Below are 17,699 nucleotides of genomic sequence, written 5' to 3'. Positions count from 1 at the left end.
CCCCTGCCGGCGAAACGACGGGTAATGAGCGCGAACGTCTTCCTGGTCCCGATCGACCCGGAGAACTTCGACCGAACGGTCCGGTCCCCGGTCGACCTCACCGACTACCCGGATCGCCCCGAACCCCTCGCGGACCTCGACGAGGCCCGCCTGTGGGCCGTCGACGACGACAGCGGCAACGGCTCGACGTTCGAGAAGATGAGCGGGGGCGACCTCCTGCTGTTCTACGCGGACGACGAGTACGTCGCGACCGGCCGCGTCGGCGAGGCGTTCGCGGACGAGGGCCGGTGGGCGAGCGGGACGTTCTGGACCGCCTTCCCGACCACCCGGGTGTACACGGTCACAGACTTCAGCGCCGTCTCCGCCCCCAAGCGCGCCGTCAACCGCATCTTCGACTACTCGTCGTCGTACACGCCCGGCTTCATGCGTGTCGCCGACAGCCGCGTGAACGCCGACCTCTCGTCGATCGAGTCCGCGCTGGAACACTACACCAAGCGGAACGCCTGAACGCGGGTCGCCGGACCTCTTCTCAACTGTCGATACCGTCGGTGAGCGCCGCGTACGCCGATTCGTACCGTGACGCGATCCGATCCGGGTCCCCCCGAACCTCGCCGGACAGCGCCGGCAGCGGCTCGGTCGCGAGCGGCTCGATCATCTCCGTCACCGCGTCGACGTGCTCCTCGCGGGCGCCCTCGCGCGGGCTGCCGGCGGCGACGGCGCGGGCCTTCGCGTAGCGGTCGCCCGCGTAGATCCGCGCGCGGCCGGGGTCGACGACCGCGACCGCGTCGGGCGCGACCGGCCCGTCGCGGGGCAGCGTCCCGGCGACGTCGGCGTACGACTCGACGACCCGCGGGACCGGGGTCCGCGCGACGCGCTCCGCGAGGCGTTCGATCGCCGGGAGGTGCGCCTCGGCCATCACTTCGTTGAACTCGGGGACATCGTGTACGCGGGTCGCGTCCGCGAGCGGGAGGCGCTCGGTGAGGCCGTCTGGAAGTAGCCCAGCGTCCTCCGCCGCGCCGTTGACGACGAACCGCGTTCCGGAGTCGGTCGTCACGCGGTCACAGAGGAACGTGCGGTCGGCGTCGCCCAACATTCCGGTCCGGCCTGGCGTCGGCTTCCAGAGACGGTGGACCGGATTGATCGACTCGGGCGTGACCGCCGAGGGCGACGGTGCGGCGTCGTCGACCGTCGCCAGCGCGCGGGTAGTCGCGGCCGCGAGGGTGCGCGCGTCCTTCCCGTAGAGCCGGCCCGCGTCGGTCGCGACTCGGTAGTCGTCGTGGTCGAACCAGTGATCGTTGCCCGCGCGCGGTTTGACGCCGACCGCGTCGCCCGCGCGCCCGGCGAGGTGCGCGACCAGCCCCGCCGAGAAGGTGGTCTTGCCGGCGTCGACGCGCGCGCCGCCGGCGACGAGATAGGTCGGCGCGTCCGAGGGCTCCCCGGTCACGCCGACTCGTCGGCGCCGGCCTCGTCGCCGTCGGCGTCCGGTTCGGATTCGGCGTCGGACTCCGCGTCCGAGTCGCCCTCGGTCGCCAGCCCGTAGTACCCCGGACCGTCCTCGCGCAAGGGTTCGGCGACGACCATGTCTTCAGAGTGGACCATCACCCACGGGACCGCCCAGTCGACCAGCACGGCCTCGGTGTCGGGGTCGACCTCGGCGTCAGGCTCCAGCCCCTGAAGGAGGCGACCGATCTCGGGGACGGTGTACATCTGGTCCGGCTCGAACAGCTCCGCGGGCTCGTAGAAGTCGCACGGGTAGGTGGCGTCGAACGCCGACTTCGGTTCGGGCATGCGCAAGGGTACGCGACCGCGTCCGTAAACGCTGCCGATACGGATTCACCGGTGCGGTGGCGCGTGCCTGCGAGCGGCCGACAGGCCGCGAGCCAGCACGCGCGAGGGAGTCAGTCGCCCGGAGCGAAGCGACGGGCGACTGACGAGGCTGGGGAGGTGAGAGGTGCGATGCGGTTGCGGTCGGGTGGGACTCAAAGGGGCACCCGCGAGGACGAAGCCTGACGACGCAAGCACCGCAGGGAGCGAACGGAGTGAGCGACCGAGGAGCGCAGCGAGTCACGCGAGTCCTCGCGGGTGGGGCTTTGGGGCAGTCCCGGCACCCGTCAAAAGTTCCCGGTAAATCAATCGGCCTGAACGGATCCGTCACTAACCCCGTAGTGTCCTGCGAAAAAATGCGGATCTCGACGCGCGTAACGCGCCCTCTCGAACGCGCTTACTCGAACAGCTCGACGGCCTGCTCGTAGCGATCCGACGGCTCCTCCCAGTCGACGACCTCGAAGAAGTTGTCGACGAACTCGCCGCGAGCCGGACCGTAGTCGTGGTAGTAGGAGTGCTCCCAGACGTCCAGCGCGAGGATCGGGTGACCGCCCCAGATCGCGCCCTGGTCGTGCTTGTCGACCACGACGTTGCGAAGCTGATTCGAGAACGTGTCGTACACCAAGAGCGCCCAGCCGCTGGCCGCGGAGGCCGCCGCCTCGAACTCGCCCTTCCAGGCCTCGTACGAGCCGAAGTCCTCTGCGATGCGGTCGGCCAGCGCCCCCTCGGGCTCGTCGCCGCCCTCCGGCGACATGTTCTGCCAGAACAGGTCGTGGAGGATGTGACCCGAGGAGTTGTGGGTCACGTTGCGGATGGCCCCGCCGGACGAAGAGAAGTCGTGGGACTCACGGTTCTCTTCGAGCGTCTCTTCGGCTGAGTTCCAGCCGTTGACGTACCCCTGATGGTGGGTGTCGTGATGCCATTCGAGCACCTGCTCGGAGATGTGCGGTTCCAGCGCGTCGTAATCGTACGGTAGCGGATCGAGTTCGTAGCTCATGCGTGTATCACCTGTTACGAACATGTGCCGGAAACCTGTTAAAGATAATGCGGCACGCGGTACCACGGGGCACCGGACGTGAGTGTTACCGGCCGCTTCGGGCTATCAGCGGTGTGGTAGCGGTTCGAGGAAATAGGGCCTTGAGAACGAGGGTCGCTCGTGATCGACGGACGAGACGAGGGAGTAACCGAATTAAGTTTCGCGCCAGCCCGGTCGGTCTCCGGTTCGGATCCCAGCAACCGCTCTCCGCTCACTGCTGTTCTCGGAGAAACGGTGGGACTGGGATTCGAACCGATGCGAGACGGTCGCCCTCGCTGCTCGCGGCTTCGCCGCTCGCTTTCGAGGTGTTCGCGTTGCTCACACCTCGCACCGCTCGGGCGCTGCGACTCGCAGGCTTCGAATCCGCGCACGGTCTTCGCGCGGCGCGGAATGCGCCGCGCTCGACACGGTGGGACTGGGATTCGAACCCAGGAAGCCGTGAGGCTACCTGCTTTCAAGGCAGGCGCAATGGGCCACTCTGCCATCCCACCACACGTGACCGCTCGGCGTCGGCCGACTAAGTGGTATCGGATCGGGAATGTCCGACCCAGCGGTATTTTAAAAGGCCTCGCCATAAATCACACGTCAATGGACCGGGACGAAATCGATGAGTACGTCGACCGATGTCGGGGACTCATCGAAGCATCGCCGCAGATGGACGAGGAGAACACGAAGGTGAAACTGATCCAGCCCTTCCTCGAACTCCTCGGGTGGGACCTCTACTCGACGGAGGTCGCACTGGAGTACAACGTTCCGATGGCGTCGGGCAGCACACACGTCGACTACGCTCTCCTTGTCGGTGATTCACCAGTCGTCTTCGTCGAAGCAAAACCCGTCCGATCGACGCTGTCAGACGACGAGGTCCGTCAGTTGCGAAGTTACATGCGGCAAGAGTTAGACGTCGATTGGGGAATCTTAACCAACGGAAAATCGTTCGAGGTCCTGACGAAGGATCGCCGCCGTAACGGCGGCGAAGAGATGTCGGTCCTTCAGTTCAGCCTCGAAGATCTCAACGAGCGTCCGGGCGTTCTCGAACTCCTCACGAAAGAGTCGATCCGATCGGGAAAATCGGCGGAGATCGCCGAACAAGTCGCGGAAACGAATCGTACGATCCGATATTTAAGCGAGAATGAATCGACGGTCACCGATTCCGTCGCGAGCGCGGTTACCGATGAGGTCGGCGAGTTACCGATCGACCTTCAGGCGCAGTCGAGGGAGTTCGTTCAGGGGCTCGTGTCTCTGCTACGTGAACAGCGCCAATTCGTCGGAGAAACGGAAAGTGAGCTCGCCGCCGCCGACAGCCCGCCAACGACTGACGACGAGATCGACGTCAGTGGTGAAACCGGTTCTACGGATGGTCCAGACAACCGCCGTCTCGAACCGATCAAAAATCACATCGCTGGAACGATCCGCCGCGGAGACATCGACGGAGATCCGGACTCAACGGTGGCAGTATTCCCGACGAGGGAATCCGGGCTGTCCTTTTTAAAAGAGAACGAGGCGTGGGGGTTCGTTCGGGTCGGACGCGAGTTCGATTACGTGGCGATGTACGTCACTGGTGGCGTTCGACAGGTGAAATATATCGCCGAAGTCGAGCGAGTCGTGTCGCCTGAGCAGGCGGACCTGATGCGTGAGCCGTTAGAGTACAAGAATCGGGGCGCAATCGCAGATGATAAGAAAGTCATCATCTTCAAACCGGGCTCGCTGTACGAACTCGAAGATCCGGTCCCCTACGAGACGCGCTATCCGCAGGCGCTGCGGTACACGACCTTAGGCGAGCTCCGGACGGCGGAGACGACTGACGATATGTTGTAATCGGGGTCGGTGCGGCGACTGGTGACCAAACGGTGTGCTGATTTTTAATCCCGAACCAACCGCTGCTCGCCGTCCTCGACGACCACGTCCAGCCCCTTCTCGTGGACGAACGCGGCCGTGTAGTCCGGCACCACGCGCTCCGCTGCGAACCGCGCCCGCAGCATCGGGATCACGTCGAGCAGGTCCTCGCCGGTCTCCAGCGAGGGCGACGGCTCCACGAAGTCCACCGAGCGGTCCGCGTCGCGGCCGCGCTCCGCGAGCGTCGGCAGCGCCGGCGCCTCGAACGCGCCGTCGAAGTCGATCGGCTCGGTGAAGCCCGCGTAGTACGCCCGCCCGTTCGACGAGGGCCCGAGAACGACCTCCGTCGTCCGGAGCTTCATCGCCGCGGAGTCGACGACGGTGCGCGAGAGCAGCGGCGCGGTCGGGGTGACGACCGCGACGGAGTCGGCGCCCTCCTCGCGCAGCAGGTGCGTGACGGTGTTGCCGGCGCGCGCGCCGAACGAGGAGCCGACCTGCCGCTCGAAGCGGACCTCCTCGGTGCCGCCGAGGGTGTCCGCGACGAGCGTCCGCAGCTCCGCCTCCGGGCTCGTCTCCGTCCGGTAGTCGGCGGGGAGGTCCTCCTCGTCGGGGTAGTTGACGAGGAGCTCGCCGCCGGAGCGGTCGACCGCGAGGACGGCGTCCCGGAACTGCGCCTCGTAGAGGTCGGCCGCCTCGGCGGGCGACAGCGGCGTCGACTCGGCGATCGCGGTTCCGACGAGCCCCTCGCGGGGCGGGTTCGCCAGCAGGGCGACGACGGTCATACCGGATCGCGGCGCGGGAGCGCCTTCAACTCGCTGCTTCGGTCCGGAGAGGGCGACGGCGGCGCGGACCCGCTCGGCCGGGGCGCGCCGGTCCGGCCGCTCAGGAGAAGTCGCGCCGCATCGCGATCTCGAACCACGGGCAGAGGCGGAGCTGCCGGTACAGTTCGGGGTGCTCGTGGAGGTGTTCGTAGTCGGCCCACAGCATGCCGCCGATCTCGTCGTCGTCCGGGTCGAGCGAGGTGTCGTCGAGGGTGACCTTCAGCACCGCGCACACCTCCCACTCGACGCCCTCGTTGGGGTAGTAGCGCTTGTACTCGAACTTGTCCGTCACGCGGAGGTCGTCGTACTGGTCGGGCGAGATGCCGAGCTCCTCCTCGAGGCGCTGCTCGGTTGCCTCCTCCTGGGACTGCCCCTCGACGGGGTGGGAGGCGACCGTCCCGTCCCAGTGGCCGTCCCACAGGCGCTTGGTCGGCGCGCGCTGGGCCAGCAGGATCCGGCCGTCGGTGTCGAAGACGAGGCAGGTGAACGCGCGGTGGCGGATCCCGTCACCGGTGTGCGCGTCGAGCCGGTTCACCGTACCCTGCGCCACGTCGTCGGGGTCGACGGCGATGACGTCCTGAAGCGCGTTCTCGTGGTCCGTCTCGCTCTCGCCGCCGGTGCCGCTCGCGCCGGTGCCGGCGGGGTCGCCCGGCTCGGCCGCGTCTTCGGAACTCATGCGCGGTACGTCGCGGACCAGCGCTAATAAGGATTCGATACGGCGTGCGTTCGCCCGCACCGACGACGCTCCCGCCGCCCGCCTCGACGACGCTCCCGTTCGCCCGCCCCGACGGCGCTTCGCTCCCGCCGACCGCCGTTCCGCATCCGCCGACCGACGGTCCGCCCGCGACCGCCGGCGCTTCGACGCTCTTAACCGCGTCCCGGCGCTACTTCGCGCGGATGAGTGACCCGGCGCTCGACGTCGTCGAGTTCGTGTTGACGACGCACTTCTACACGCAGGACCGCGACCTCGACGAGAACGACCTGCCGCCGCGCTTCCGGCAGGTGTTCTGGTCGGCCGACGCCGCCGAGGACGCCCCCGGCGGCGTGGAGCGACCGCTGAAGGCGACCGACGAGACCACCCGCACCGCGACGGGCGTCGAGCGGCCGTGGGACGCGGTCTCCGACCTCCTCTTCACCCAACGCACGGAGTTCTCCGGCGAGATCTCCCTGACCCAGCCCGCGATGGGGCTGGAGTGGTACCGCGACCGCGCGGACGACGAGCGCGTCGCCGGGAACCCGACGCTCGTCGCCGCGATGGAGGCCGCCGAGGACCTCGAACCGCCGGTGACCCGCGAGGAGGCCCGAGACGACGTGCGGCCGGTCCAGGCCGACCGCGTCTGGATCGACGCGCTGCTCTCCGAGTACTTCGACGAGGACGAGGACGGGGAGATGCTCGACCTCGTCAACGTCCGCGCGCCCGAGGAGATCGAGACGACGCTGGCCGACCTCGTGTTGACCGGCGACCAGGAGGGCGAGATCCAGAAGATCGTCAAGGCGATCGAACACCGCGAGTACCTCGCGGAGATCGGCCTCCGCGAGATCGGCAAGCTGCTGTTCGTCGGCCCGCCGGGCACCGGGAAGACGACCGTCTCGCGCGCGCTCGCTCACGAGCTCGGGCTCCCGTTCGTCGAGGTGAAGCTCTCGATGATCACGAGCCAGTACCTCGGCGAGACGTCGAAGAACGTCGAGAAGAGCTTCGAGGTCGCCAAGCGGCTCTCGCCGTGCATCCTCTTCATCGACGAGTTCGACTCGGTGGCGAAGACCCGCCGCTCGGACGAGCACGCCGCCCTGAAACGCGCGGTCAACACCCTGCTGAAGTCGATCGACGAGGTGTCGCTCGTGCGCGACGAGGTGCTCCTCATCGGCGCGACGAACCACCCGGACCAGCTCGACGCCGCCGCATGGCGCCGCTTCGACGAGATCGTCAACTTCCCCAAGCCGGACCGCGACATGCGCGCGGACATCCTCCGCGTGGTGACGAAGGAGATGAAGATCGCCGACTTCGACCCCGAAGAGGTGGCCGACCGGACGACCGGCCTCACCGGCTCCGACCTCCGGATGGTGCTCCGCGAGGCCGTCCTCGGCGCGCTCACAGAGGACCGAATGACGATCACGCAGGCGGACGTGATGGACGCGGTCGAGGACTTCGAGGAGCGCGACAACCTGAAGAACATGGACATGATCGACGGCGAGGGCGCCGAGGTCCTCGGCGAGACGGGGTCGAACGACGCCCACGACCACGGCGATCACGATCACGGCGGCGGCCACGACCACGACGAGGACTCCCCGGACCCGACCCGCGGCGCCGAGCCGCAGGGACGGACGCAGGACTGAGGCAAACGACCGGATTCATCGACATCGATCGACACGAACACCGCCGAAGCCCCAGCCGCTCGGCGATACACCTCTATTTATAAGAGGCCGATCGACACGAACACCGCCGAAGCCCCAGCCGCGAGGCGGGCGTACACTCGCTGCGGTCCTCGTCACTCGCTCCGCTCGTTCCTGCGGTCCTTGCGTCGTCTACGCCCGCCTCGCGGCTGCCCCTTCGGAACCCACCCCGCACCGCTCCGCCCAGCACCTCACCCCTCCCCAGCCTCGTCGGCGGCTCTCGATGGTCGCCGCCGACTCCCTCGCGCGTGCTGGCTTCGCGGCCTGTCGGCCGCTCGCAGGCACGCGCCACGGCACCGCCGATCGGTTGTCTCTTTCTCTGTACCGACCGATCATCGTCGAACGCCGACGACCGTGTAGCCGAATCCGCGGTCGACGATCCGCGGGTCGAGCCCGGCGTCGTCCATCGCGGCCGCGAGCTCGCTGGGGGGCCGGAACCGCGAGTCCATCCCGATCGCGTGCTCGCCGGCGACGAGCAGCCGGCCGAGCGGATGGTCCGGATTAAAATCCCGAACGACGAGCGCGCCGCCGGGCGCGAGCACGCGCGCCGCCTCCGCGAGCGCGGCGTCCTGGTCCGGCAGGTGATGGAACGCGTCGACGACCGTGACCGCGTCGACGCTCCCGTCGCGGAACGGGAGCCGGCCCGCGTCGGCCGCGAGCCCCGCGAGCTCGCGGCCGCGACGCGCCCGCGAGAGCATCCCGACGGAGGCATCGACGACTGTGATCTCCGGGCCGGTCAGCGCGGCGGCCGCGCGCCCCGAGCCGCCGCCGACGTCGAGGAGGCGCTCGATCGGCCGCGCGGCGTGGTCGAGGCCGGCGGCCAGCGCCTCGCCGTCCGCCGGCGGCATCGCGAGGTCGTACAGCGGCGCCACCCGGTCGAAGAAGCCCACGTCGCCGATCCCGTACATGGGCGAACCGAGCGCCGGGACTGATAAAGAGCCACCGACCATATTTAGCCGCTCGCCGCCGTAGGGACCCGCATGGAGTACGCGCTCGTGTGTCCGCCAGACGAGGGCGAGACCCTCCGGCTCGACTACCGAGCGTTCGCGTACGCCGGCAAGTTCGTCGTCGGCGCGCCGGGGAAGTCGGTGATCCGGACGCCGGACGGGCGCCCGGCCGCGCCGGACTGGGAGCCGGACGAGCCGCTGCCGGACACGGTCGACTCCGGGGCGTTCGACGAGGACGTGGTCGCGGCCGTCTCCTTCTCGCCCGACCGGACCGACCCCGCCACCTGTCGGCTGCGGTACGTCACGGTCCACGCCGCGCGGCGCGGCGAGGGGATCGGCCCGCGGCTGATCGGCGAGACCGTCGCCGACCTCGCCGTCGCGGGCTTCGAGCGCGTGAAGATCGCCGTGAACAACCCGTTCGCGTACGAGGCGTGCCACAAGTGCGGCTTCGCGTACACCGGCGAGCGCACGGGGATCGCCGAGCTGGAACTGGAGCGACCCGCGGCGGCGCCCGCGGACGTCGACCCCGAGCGGTACCGCGAGGGGCTCGCGGCGTTCCGCGAGACCGACGGGGAGCTGAGCCGGGCGGAGCGCCGGTTCGTCGCGGCGCGGCTGGAGCGCGGGCCGCCCGACCCCGACCGGTCCCCGCGCGACGGGCGCTAATTGAGCGTCCAGATCGCGTAGTTGAGCGCGGTCGCGAAGCAGACCCACGCGAGGTAGGGGACGAGCAGCGCCGCGGCGCGCCGGTCGACGCGGTCGAACGCCCGGATCGTCGCGACGACCAAGGGGAGGAGGACGACGAGGACGGCGAGCCCGAGGTCGGCGCGTTCGAGCCCCCAGAAAATCGGCGACCACGCGACGTTGACGGCGAGCTGGACGCCGAACAGCGCGAGCGCGGTCCAGACGCGACCCGCCGGCGCTCTCCCGTCGCGCCCGGCGAGGTAGACGAGCGCGGCCGCCGAACCGAGTAACGCGTACAGGATCGGCCAGACGACGCCGAACGCCCACCCCGGCGGGTAGAAGGAGGGCAGTTCCAGCGCCGCGAACCAGGCGCTCTGGGTGGTCGTGAAGGGGACGCCGAGCGCGCCGATCAGGTTGACCGCGATCGCCGCGCCGGCGATGAGGAGGGCGTCCCGTCGGTCGGGGAGTCGGGAGGTCGCGGTCGTCGCCATAGGGGGCCGTTCGCGGTGTGCGGGCTTAAATCCCGCTCAGATCGCGTCGTAGTCCTCGCGGAACGTCTCCAGCGTGGCCGCGAGCACGCCGATCACGATGGGGCCGACGAAGAGGCCGGTAAATCCGACCGAGTAGATTCCGCCGAAGACGCCCAGCAGGATGATCGCCGGGTTCAGATGCGCCTGCTGGTCGATGACGAGCGGCCGGGCGTAGTTGTCCACCATCGCGATCACCGCGACGCCGTAGACGGCGAGGAAGATCCCGGCGGTCACCTGGTCGACGATCACGAGGTACGCGGCCGCCGGGCCCCACACGAAGAAGGCGCCGATGAGGGGTAACAGCGCCAACACCGCCATCACGAACGTCCAGAACACCACGTTCGGGATCCCGGCGGCCCACAGCCCGATCCCGGCGACCAGCGCCTGGAGGAGCGCCACGGAGATGTGGCCGATGACGACGCCGCGGGTCATCACGTTCACGCGGTCGACGAGGTCCGCGGTCACGTCGGACGGCAGCGGGCTCGTCGCCCGGATCCACTTGACGAACGCCGGCCCGTCGATGAGCGTGTAGTACACTAAGAACAGCGCGAGCGACAGCCCGACCGACGCGCGGATGGCCGTGTTCAACACGCCGCTGAACCCGCCGAACAGCGTCTGGACGAGGAGCTCGCCGATCGTTTGGAGGAGGTCGCCGACCTCCGGGTCCTGTCCCGTGAGCGCCGCGATCTCGGCCTCGATGGCGGCGACGTCTATCCCCGTTTCGCCGGCCGCGATCGCGGTGAGATCGCGGACGAACACCCAGGTGATGTACGCGAGCGGGAGGATGACGGCGACGATCGACGAGAGGATGAGGATCAGCGCCGACAGCATCTGGCCGAACCGGTTCGAGACGCGCTTCCGGAGCCAGCTGGTGAGCCGGCGGTGGAACGGGTAGAGGATGAAGGCGAGAATCGCGGAGGCGATCACGTACTCGACGAACGGGAGGATGACGAAGAGCGTCAAGAGCGCGACCGACCCCATGAGGAGGAGCAGGAACGATTGCCCGCGGTTCATACGCCCCCGTGTCTCCCGCGGAGTATAAACGTGGTCGGCGAGCGGCCGCGACCGCCGACCCGCGGGGAACCGGCGGCAGGCGGGGGCAGAGAGGAGGGCAGACGACCGGTGTTTCGACCGCGCTCAGGCGCTCGCCTCGTCCTCGTCGAGGCCGGGCGCGGTCGCGGCGTCGACCTCGTCCGGCTCCTCCGTGTCGCCGCCGACGACCGTCTCCCCGTCGTCGGTCTCGACGTACACGTCGTCGGCGAAGCCGGCCAGCGCGTTCTCGTACTCGGGCTCATCGAGCTTCCCGGGCGTCTCCGGCGCCTCGACGACGCCACCGGGCGGGCGGAACTCGCCCAGCGGGTCGTCGATGGTGATCCCGTACTCCGAGAAGAAGGACTCGTACCGGCGGTAGTGCGCCTCCAACTCGTCGCCGGGGATCTCCATCATCTCCGTCCACCCGCGGTTGAAGAAGTCGAAGTTCGCCTGGACGTGGGTGATCTCGCGGGCCTCGGCCTCCGGGAACCCGGCCTCCAAGGCGGCGACGTAGGTGTCCATCGTCGCGTCGAAGAAGCTGTCGAGGTGGTCGCGGCGTTCCTCGCGCCGGTCCTCGTCGGCCTTGTTAAGGAAGATGCTCGTGTGGAGGTCGACGAGCTTGTCGTTGGCGACGTCGCCGACCACCGGCGTGGTCAACGCCTTCTTCGCGGCCCAGTGGCGGATGTTCTGCCGGATTTTCATACGCGTCGTTGGGCCGGGACGCTCTTGAATGTGTGGCGTCGCGACCGCGCGCCCGTCCGCGCCTTCCGCCACCAGCGGGCGGCGTGTGCTCGTGCTCGTGCGCGACGCCGACCGCGCCGCGGAACTGTTATTGCGCTCAACGAACAATATTGTGGCAGACATGGGATCGAAGGAGGTAGACGACGACTGGGCGGCGCAGGTGGAGGCGCAGCGTGAGGCCAAGATCCAGCAGTTCCGCGAGTCGGCGCGGTCGCCGCTGCCGGCCTCGATGCGGGGCGACGCCTTCCCCGGGCTGGCGTACTTCGATCCGGACCCGGCGTACCGGTTCGTCCTCCCGCTCCGCGAACACGACGAGAAGGAGACCGTGACCGTCGAGACGACCGCGGACGGCGAGCAGACGTACCGCCGGTGGGGGGAGTTCCGGTTCGAGGTCGACGGCGAGTCGGCGACGCTCCAAGCGTATCGACCGGCCGACGGCGCGGACCGCTTCTGGGTGCCGTTCCGCGACGCGACCAGCGGCGAGGCGACGTACGGCGCGGGCCGATACCTCGACTTGGAGCCCGACCGCGACCGCGTCGACGACGAGTGGATCGTGGACTTCAACCTGGCGTACAACCCGACCTGCGCGTACAACCACGCGTACGAGTGCCCGCTCGTCCCGACGGAGAACTGGCTCGACGTCGCCGTCGAGGCGGGGGAGAAGGACTTCCCCGCGGAGCCGGCGGGTGCGGATCACTGACCGGGGACGGATCGCTGATCGGGGGGAGAGATCCACCGCGCGGGGCGGATCGGGACAGGCGTTCCGTCGCGGGTGAGTGAGGTTCTCACGCCCCGAGACGCGGATGACAACCCACATTAACCATGAATCCGAACGGCCGGCTATGAGCGATTCGTACGTGATCATCGGTGACGGTATCGCGGGCGCGTCCGCGGCCGAGACGCTGCGCGAGCAAGCGCCCGACGCCGAGATCACGGTTCTCACGGACGAGGGTGAGTCCCTCTACAACCGGATTCTGATCAAGGAGTACGCGAAGGGGAAGCTCCCCGAGGCCCCGATTTCGATCCACCAAGAGGACTGGTACGACGACCACGACGTCGACCTGCGACTCAACACCGTCGTCGTCGACATCGACGTCGAGGCGGACGCGGTCCACACCCACGAGGGCGAGACGTTCGAGTACGACTCCCTCCTGCTCGCGATCGGCGGCACGCCCCAGCAGCTCCCGGTCGAGAACGCGGACGCCGACGGGATCCACCACTTCTGGACGTTCCAGGACGCCCGCCGGATCAAAGAGAGCGTCGAGGGCGCGGAGAAGGGCGTCATCGTCGGCGCCGGGCTGCTCGGCATCGACTTCGCGGCCATCTGCGGCGCGCAGGACGTCGAGGCGAAGTACCTGATGCGCGGCGACAACTGGTGGCGCTACGCGCTCTCGGAGGAGGGCGCGGAGATCATGCACGAGGCGATGCGCGAGCGCGGCGTCGAGCCCGTCTTCGGCTCCGGCGTGGACCACTTCGAGGTCGACGACGACGGCCACGTCGAGGCCGCGGTCGACCCGAACGGCGAGCGCTACGAGTGCGACTTCGCGGGCGTCGCCATCGGGCTGAACTTCAACACCGAGCTCGTCGAGGACACGCCGCTGGAGCTCGACGACGGCATCGTCGTCGACGAGTTCATGCGCACCAACGTCGACAACGTGTTCGCCGCGGGCGACATCACCACGTTCAACGACCTCATCCTCGGCGAGCGCGCGAAGAACGGCTCGTGGGGGTCGGCCAAGGAGCAGGGAACGATCGCGGCCCGCAACATGGTCGAGTACGGCAGCGAGGCGTTCGAGTGGGTCTCCTCGTACTCGATCACGCACTTCGACTTCCCGTTCCTCTCCTTCGGGCACCCGACGCTCGGCGACGAGTCGGTGGAGGCGACCACCGCCGAGGGCGAGTGGCGCCGCGTCGCGCTGAAGGACGGCAAGGTGGTCGGCGGCGTGCTCATCGGCGACCTCTCGCCGCAGTCCGCGTTCAAGCAGCTGATGCGCGAGGGGCGCGACGTGAGCGACCAGACGGACCGCCTCATGGAGCCCGGCTTCTCCGTCGACGACCTGGCGGCCCCGACCGAGCAGTAGCCCGCCGACCTCGCCCCATTATCGGCCTGCGCCGGTCGCGGCGGCGGATTCGCTGCGAGCGACGTGCCACGGTGCTTTTCACCGTTGGCGCCCATTCTCATTTATATGTCATCCGGATCGCAAGGGCCTCCGGCCGGCTTCTTCGCCTCCTTCGTCGAGGCGTGTTCCGATCCGGTCGTCTCCGTCGACCGGAGGGGGACGGTCGTCTACGCGAATCCCGCCACCGAGGCGGTTCTCGGCTACGATCCCGCTGCCCTCCGCGGCCGCGACCTCGCCTCCCTCGTCGCCTCGGAGGCGGCGGACGGACGCGCCCGGTCGGTCCGCGAGCGGTTCACACGCGTCGAGGGGCTCGACGGCCGCGGGAGCTTCTCTGCCCCCATCAGACACGCGGACGGTCACACCGTGACCTGTCTCTTATACACATCTCTGATGGCNCTCAGAGATGTGTATAAGAGACAGCACCGACGCCGTGTATACCGGTGTCTTTCGAGACGGGGTCGAGGAAGTCGGCGGAGAGACGTTGGAGACGTTCCGCAACCTCGTCGAACACGCCGGCCACGCGATATACGTCACCGACGTCGACGGGACGATCGAGTACGTCAACCCGGCGTTCACCGACCACACCGGCTACGAGCCGGAGGAGGTCCTCGGCGAGACCCCGGCGATGCTCAACTCCGGCGAGATGCCGGACGAGTACTTCGACTCGCTGTGGTCGACCCTGCTGGACGGCGAGGTGTGGGAGGAGGAGATAATCGACCGGCGGCGAGACGGCGAGCCGTACCACGCCCATCAGACGATCGCACCAGTGATCGGCGACGACGGCGAGGTGACTCGGTTCGTCGCGATCCAGACGGACGTGACGGAACGGAAGGCGGCGATAAGCCAGCTGAAACAGTACCGGGACATCGTCGAGCGGCTCGACGACCCCGTCCTCCTCCAGAACCGCGACGGGGAGTTCGAGCTGTTGAACGAGGCCGTAAGCGAGTTCGCCGGCGTCGACCGGGAGGCGCTGTACGGCACCGACGAGTTCGCGTTCATGGACGCGGAGACGGCGACCGAGGTCGACGAGCGCCGGCGAGGCGTGCTCGACGCCGAGGAGATGGCCGAGTACGAGGTCTCACCGACGTTTCCGGAGGGCGATCGGGAGGCGACGTTCAGCACGCAGCGGTACCCCTACTACGACGCCGACGGCGACCTGGCCGGCACCTTCGCCATCTGTCGGAACGTCTCCGACCGGAAGGAGCGCGAACGGGAGTTGGAGCGGTACGAGCGCGCGATCAACGGGGCGACGGACCTCATCGCCGCGGTCGACCGCGACGGGCGGCTCCTGTTCGCGAACCCGCAGTACCGCGAGTACCACGGGCTCGGCGACCGCGACGTGACGGACCTGACGCTCGCCGACGTCGTCCCGGGGGACGGCTACGAGGACGTCGAGCGACAGGTGGAGCGCGCGCTCCGCGGGAAGCGGGTGGAGTACCGGACGACGCGGACGCACCCGACCCGGGGCAGGCGGACGTTCGACGTCCGGTACTACCCGCTCGATAGCCCCGACGACGGGGAGCCCGCCGGGGTCGTCGGCGTGCTTCGAGACGTGACCGACAGCGAGAACCGCGCGCGACAGCTTCGGGTCGTCGACCGGGTCCTCCAGCACAACCTCCGGAACGCGCTGACGGTCGTCCGGGGACGGGCGGAGCAGATCGCCGCGGGCGCCGCCGACCCCGCGGACGCGGCCGGGTACATCGTGTCGCGGGCCGACGGCCTCCTGGAGACGAGCGAGAAGGCCCACCACATCACCGAGATACTGAGCGACGCGCCGGAGACCGAGCCCGTCGACGCCGGACGCGTCGCCGGACAGGTGGTCGCCGCGCGGGCCGAGGAGTTCCCCGGGGCGACGATCGAGGCGTCGACGCCTGACGACGGGGTCGCGACGGCGTCCGCGACCACCTGGCTCTCCCGGGCGATAGACGAGCTGGTCCGGAACGCCGTCGAACACCACGACCGTGACCGGCCGACGGTGGCGGTCTCGGTCGAAGCCCGCCCCGACGCGATCGAGATCCGCGTCGAGGACGACGGGCCGGGGCTGACCGGCATGAACCGAGACGTCCTCGTCGACGGGACGGCGGTCGACGCGCTGTACCACGGCAGCGGTCTCGGGCTATGGCTCGTCTACTGGGTCGTCCAGCAGTCGGGCGGCGCCGCGGCGGTCGCGGACGCGGCGCCCCGCGGCACCGTGGTGACCCTCACCTTCCCCCGCGCCGACGACTGAGACGCCGCCGTCGCGTTCGCGGGGCGAGCGAGCCGAACCGGAGCGGCGCCCGCCGCGAAACACTTATTATTAATCATGTTATACGGTAACACATGTCACTTAGAGACACCGGGCGACGAGTACGGCTCCGCCGCACCGGCCGCATCCCGTCGGACGCGCGCGTGCGCCACTACGACGAACTGGACGACGACGAGCAGGGGATCGTCCGGGAGCTGGCGGACGTGCCGTGGACGGCGCCGGAGACCGGCGACCTCGACGACGGCGACGTGGTGAAGTTCACCGACTACTACCTGGTTCGGTCGCGGTGAGGGCGGTCGCGTCAGGAGGGTAATCACACGGCGGTGGGCGGGCGCGCTGCGGTGAGCGGGCGCGGCTACCCGGAAGCGAAGTTGTTTTCGCCGGTGGGGAGCAAGCGGGTCGCATGGACAGCGGCGGATCTACAGACATGACGCTGGCGTTCGAGTTGGAGGCGCTGAAAGCGCTCGCGGACCCCAACGCGGTGTTCAACAACGCCCGGCAGTGGACCGAGTACGTCGGGGTCGTCAGCGAGAAGCCCACCTACGTCGTCACGAACTTCACGCGGAAACACCGCGTGCGACAGGACTTCTTCTCCGGCCCGCGCGGCGTCGAGGAGAGCCTCGAGAACATCAGCGGGCAGTTCGATACGGACCGCCACGTGTTCGTGGGGATCGACGATGAAGACGAGGCCGTCGCCGAGGCGACCGGCTGGGAGTTCCTCGACGTCAAGGATGCCGCCGAGGCCGCGGGGTGGACGCTCGCGACCGGCGACGTCGCGGACGAGGCGCCCGAGGAGCAGACGCGCGACGACTGGCCCTGAGGAGACCGGGAGGTGTTTTGTCGGGGGCGCCGAAGGCGAGAGTATGACCGACAACGACGCGGCAGACGATCACGACCATCAGCACGACCACGACGGTCACCATCACCACGACGTCGACTCGGTCGCGGCCGCGGTGGTCACGGTGTCATCCTCGCGTAGCACGGACGAGGACCCGGCCGGTGACTACATCGCGGCCGCGTTCGAGGAAGCGGGTCACGAGGTCGTCGTCCGAGAGCTGATCGACGACGACTACGACAGCGTTCAGGGGACCGTCGACCGGCTCGCCCGGCGGAAGGACACCGACGCCGTGGTGACGACCGGCGGCACGGGCGTCACGCCGGACGACGTCACGCCGGAGGCGGTTCGCGGCGTCCTCGCGAAGCCGCTTCCCGGGTTCGGCGAGCTGTTCCGCCGGCTCTCCTACGAGGAGGTGGGCACGCGGACCATCGGATCGCGCGCGACGGCCGGAGTCGTCTCCGCCACGCCGGTGTTCTGTCTCCCAGGCTCCGAGAACGCGGTCCGGCTCGGCGTCGACGAGATAATTCTTCCCGAGGTCGGGCACCTCGCCGGGCTCGCCGGCAGAGGGCTCGACGAGGCGGAGGAGGATGAAAACCAAGCGACCAACGACGAGGCGAAAGACGAGGCGGCCGACGACGAGTCGACGAGCGACGAGTGACG

At 68.9% G+C, this 17,699-nt stretch carries 19 protein-coding genes, 1 tRNA gene and 1 pseudogene; 11 read left to right on the top strand and 10 right to left on the bottom strand.

The features are described from left to right. The first annotated feature begins 24 nt into the window (after nucleotides 1-24). Nucleotides 25-507 (top strand): hypothetical protein, encoded by a 483-nt coding sequence (locus C466_RS10390; protein ID WP_004596163.1) that lies wholly within the window; start codon nucleotides 25-27, stop codon nucleotides 505-507. A 22-nt stretch (nucleotides 508-529) separates the two neighbouring features. On the opposite strand, the gene C466_RS10385 is transcribed toward C466_RS10390, so the two are convergent. The 4 genes from C466_RS10385 to C466_RS10370 form a co-directional block, all read right to left on the bottom strand. Beyond that, the gene (locus C466_RS10385; protein WP_004596164.1) at nucleotides 530-1,444 is read right to left on the bottom strand and encodes a hypothetical protein; all 915 of its coding nucleotides are present in this window, start codon (nucleotides 1,442-1,444) and stop codon (nucleotides 530-532) included. Further along, a complete protein-coding gene (locus tag C466_RS10380; RefSeq protein WP_004596165.1) occupies nucleotides 1,441-1,788 on the bottom strand; it encodes a DUF5827 family protein in 348 nt (115 codons plus the stop codon). Before C466_RS10380 ends, C466_RS10385 begins: the two co-directional genes overlap by 4 nt. A gap of 433 nt (nucleotides 1,789-2,221) precedes the next feature. Next, nucleotides 2,222-2,821 carry a superoxide dismutase gene (sod, locus tag C466_RS10375; RefSeq protein ID WP_004596166.1) on the bottom strand — a complete coding sequence of 200 codons (600 nt, stop codon included), beginning with the start codon at nucleotides 2,819-2,821 and terminating at the stop codon, nucleotides 2,222-2,224. A 446-nt stretch (nucleotides 2,822-3,267) separates the two neighbouring features. After that, nucleotides 3,268-3,351, bottom strand: a tRNA-Ser gene (locus tag C466_RS10370). A gap of 97 nt (nucleotides 3,352-3,448) precedes the next feature. Here C466_RS10370 and C466_RS10365 point away from each other — a divergent pair. Then, a complete protein-coding gene (locus C466_RS10365; RefSeq protein WP_004596167.1) occupies nucleotides 3,449-4,675 on the top strand; it encodes a type I restriction enzyme HsdR N-terminal domain-containing protein in 1,227 nt (408 codons plus the stop codon). A gap of 44 nt (nucleotides 4,676-4,719) precedes the next feature. Here C466_RS10365 and C466_RS10360 read toward each other — a convergent pair whose 3' ends face one another. Then, complete coding sequence (locus C466_RS10360) at nucleotides 4,720-5,475, bottom strand: DUF2064 domain-containing protein (RefSeq protein WP_004596168.1); 756 nt, start codon at nucleotides 5,473-5,475, stop codon at nucleotides 4,720-4,722. A 100-nt stretch (nucleotides 5,476-5,575) separates the two neighbouring features. After that, entirely contained in the window at nucleotides 5,576-6,190 is a 615-nt protein-coding gene (idi, locus tag C466_RS10355; protein ID WP_004596169.1) for an isopentenyl-diphosphate Delta-isomerase, read from the bottom strand. Nucleotides 6,191-6,411: 221 nt separating this feature from the next. Here idi and C466_RS10350 point away from each other — a divergent pair, with 221 nt between their 5' ends. Then, on the top strand, nucleotides 6,412-7,848 hold the full coding sequence (locus tag C466_RS10350; protein ID WP_049908351.1) for an ATP-binding protein: 1,437 nt from the start codon (nucleotides 6,412-6,414) through the stop codon (nucleotides 7,846-7,848). Between the two features lie 389 nt (nucleotides 7,849-8,237). Here C466_RS10350 and C466_RS10345 read toward each other — a convergent pair whose 3' ends face one another. Then, nucleotides 8,238-8,813 (bottom strand): class I SAM-dependent methyltransferase, encoded by a 576-nt coding sequence (locus C466_RS10345; protein WP_004596171.1) that lies wholly within the window; start codon nucleotides 8,811-8,813, stop codon nucleotides 8,238-8,240. Nucleotides 8,814-8,885: 72 nt separating this feature from the next. On the opposite strand from C466_RS10345, the gene C466_RS10340 reads away from it, so the two are divergent. Next, nucleotides 8,886-9,515, top strand: a complete 630-nt coding sequence (locus tag C466_RS10340) for a GNAT family N-acetyltransferase (RefSeq protein WP_004596172.1) — start codon at nucleotides 8,886-8,888, stop codon at nucleotides 9,513-9,515. Here C466_RS10340 and C466_RS10335 read toward each other — a convergent pair. The 3 genes from C466_RS10335 to C466_RS10325 form a co-directional block, all read right to left on the bottom strand. Further along, on the bottom strand, nucleotides 9,512-10,024 hold the full coding sequence (locus tag C466_RS10335; RefSeq protein ID WP_004596173.1) for a TspO/MBR family protein: 513 nt from the start codon (nucleotides 10,022-10,024) through the stop codon (nucleotides 9,512-9,514). The two genes, C466_RS10340 and C466_RS10335, sit on opposite strands and share 4 nt — an antisense overlap. 36 nt (nucleotides 10,025-10,060) lie before the next feature. Continuing rightward, nucleotides 10,061-11,077: an AI-2E family transporter gene (locus C466_RS10330; RefSeq protein ID WP_004596174.1), complete on the bottom strand. Its 1,017-nt coding sequence runs from the start codon at nucleotides 11,075-11,077 to the stop codon at nucleotides 10,061-10,063. 123 nt (nucleotides 11,078-11,200) lie between these two features. Beyond that, entirely contained in the window at nucleotides 11,201-11,797 is a 597-nt protein-coding gene (locus C466_RS10325; protein WP_004596175.1) for a DUF6149 family protein, read from the bottom strand. A 160-nt stretch (nucleotides 11,798-11,957) separates the two neighbouring features. On the opposite strand from C466_RS10325, the gene C466_RS10320 reads away from it, so the two are divergent. The 7 genes and pseudogenes from C466_RS10320 to C466_RS10295 all read left to right on the top strand — a co-directional run bounded on the left by C466_RS10320 (nucleotide 11,958) and on the right by C466_RS10295 (nucleotide 17,697). Beyond that, on the top strand, nucleotides 11,958-12,536 hold the full coding sequence (locus C466_RS10320; RefSeq protein WP_004596177.1) for a DUF1684 domain-containing protein: 579 nt from the start codon (nucleotides 11,958-11,960) through the stop codon (nucleotides 12,534-12,536). A 142-nt stretch (nucleotides 12,537-12,678) separates the two neighbouring features. Beyond that, the gene (locus C466_RS10315) at nucleotides 12,679-13,917 is read left to right on the top strand and encodes an NAD(P)/FAD-dependent oxidoreductase (RefSeq protein WP_004596180.1); all 1,239 of its coding nucleotides are present in this window, start codon (nucleotides 12,679-12,681) and stop codon (nucleotides 13,915-13,917) included. Nucleotides 13,918-14,022: 105 nt separating this feature from the next. Further along, nucleotides 14,023-14,289 (top strand): annotated as a pseudogene (locus C466_RS17600) (PAS domain S-box protein); the annotation flags it as partial. Between the two features lie 70 nt (nucleotides 14,290-14,359). Further along, nucleotides 14,360-16,183 (top strand): PAS domain S-box protein, encoded by a 1,824-nt coding sequence (locus C466_RS10310; protein ID WP_394295023.1) that lies wholly within the window; start codon nucleotides 14,360-14,362, stop codon nucleotides 16,181-16,183. A gap of 92 nt (nucleotides 16,184-16,275) precedes the next feature. Next, a complete protein-coding gene (locus C466_RS10305; protein WP_049897510.1) occupies nucleotides 16,276-16,491 on the top strand; it encodes a hypothetical protein in 216 nt (71 codons plus the stop codon). Nucleotides 16,492-16,604: 113 nt separating this feature from the next. Continuing rightward, nucleotides 16,605-17,021 carry a DUF7124 domain-containing protein gene (locus tag C466_RS10300; RefSeq protein WP_004596184.1) on the top strand — a complete coding sequence of 139 codons (417 nt, stop codon included), beginning with the start codon at nucleotides 16,605-16,607 and terminating at the stop codon, nucleotides 17,019-17,021. Between the two features lie 43 nt (nucleotides 17,022-17,064). Then, a complete protein-coding gene (locus tag C466_RS10295; RefSeq protein WP_004596185.1) occupies nucleotides 17,065-17,697 on the top strand; it encodes a MogA/MoaB family molybdenum cofactor biosynthesis protein in 633 nt (210 codons plus the stop codon). Nucleotides 17,698-17,699: the final 2 nt, after the last annotated feature.

The organism is Halorubrum distributum JCM 10118, assembly GCF_000337335.1.
Lineage (GTDB): Archaea > Halobacteriota > Halobacteria > Halobacteriales > Haloferacaceae > Halorubrum > Halorubrum distributum.
Note: the sequence above shows the minus strand (reverse complement) of the source record. Positions and strands in the feature narration are given on the sequence as shown.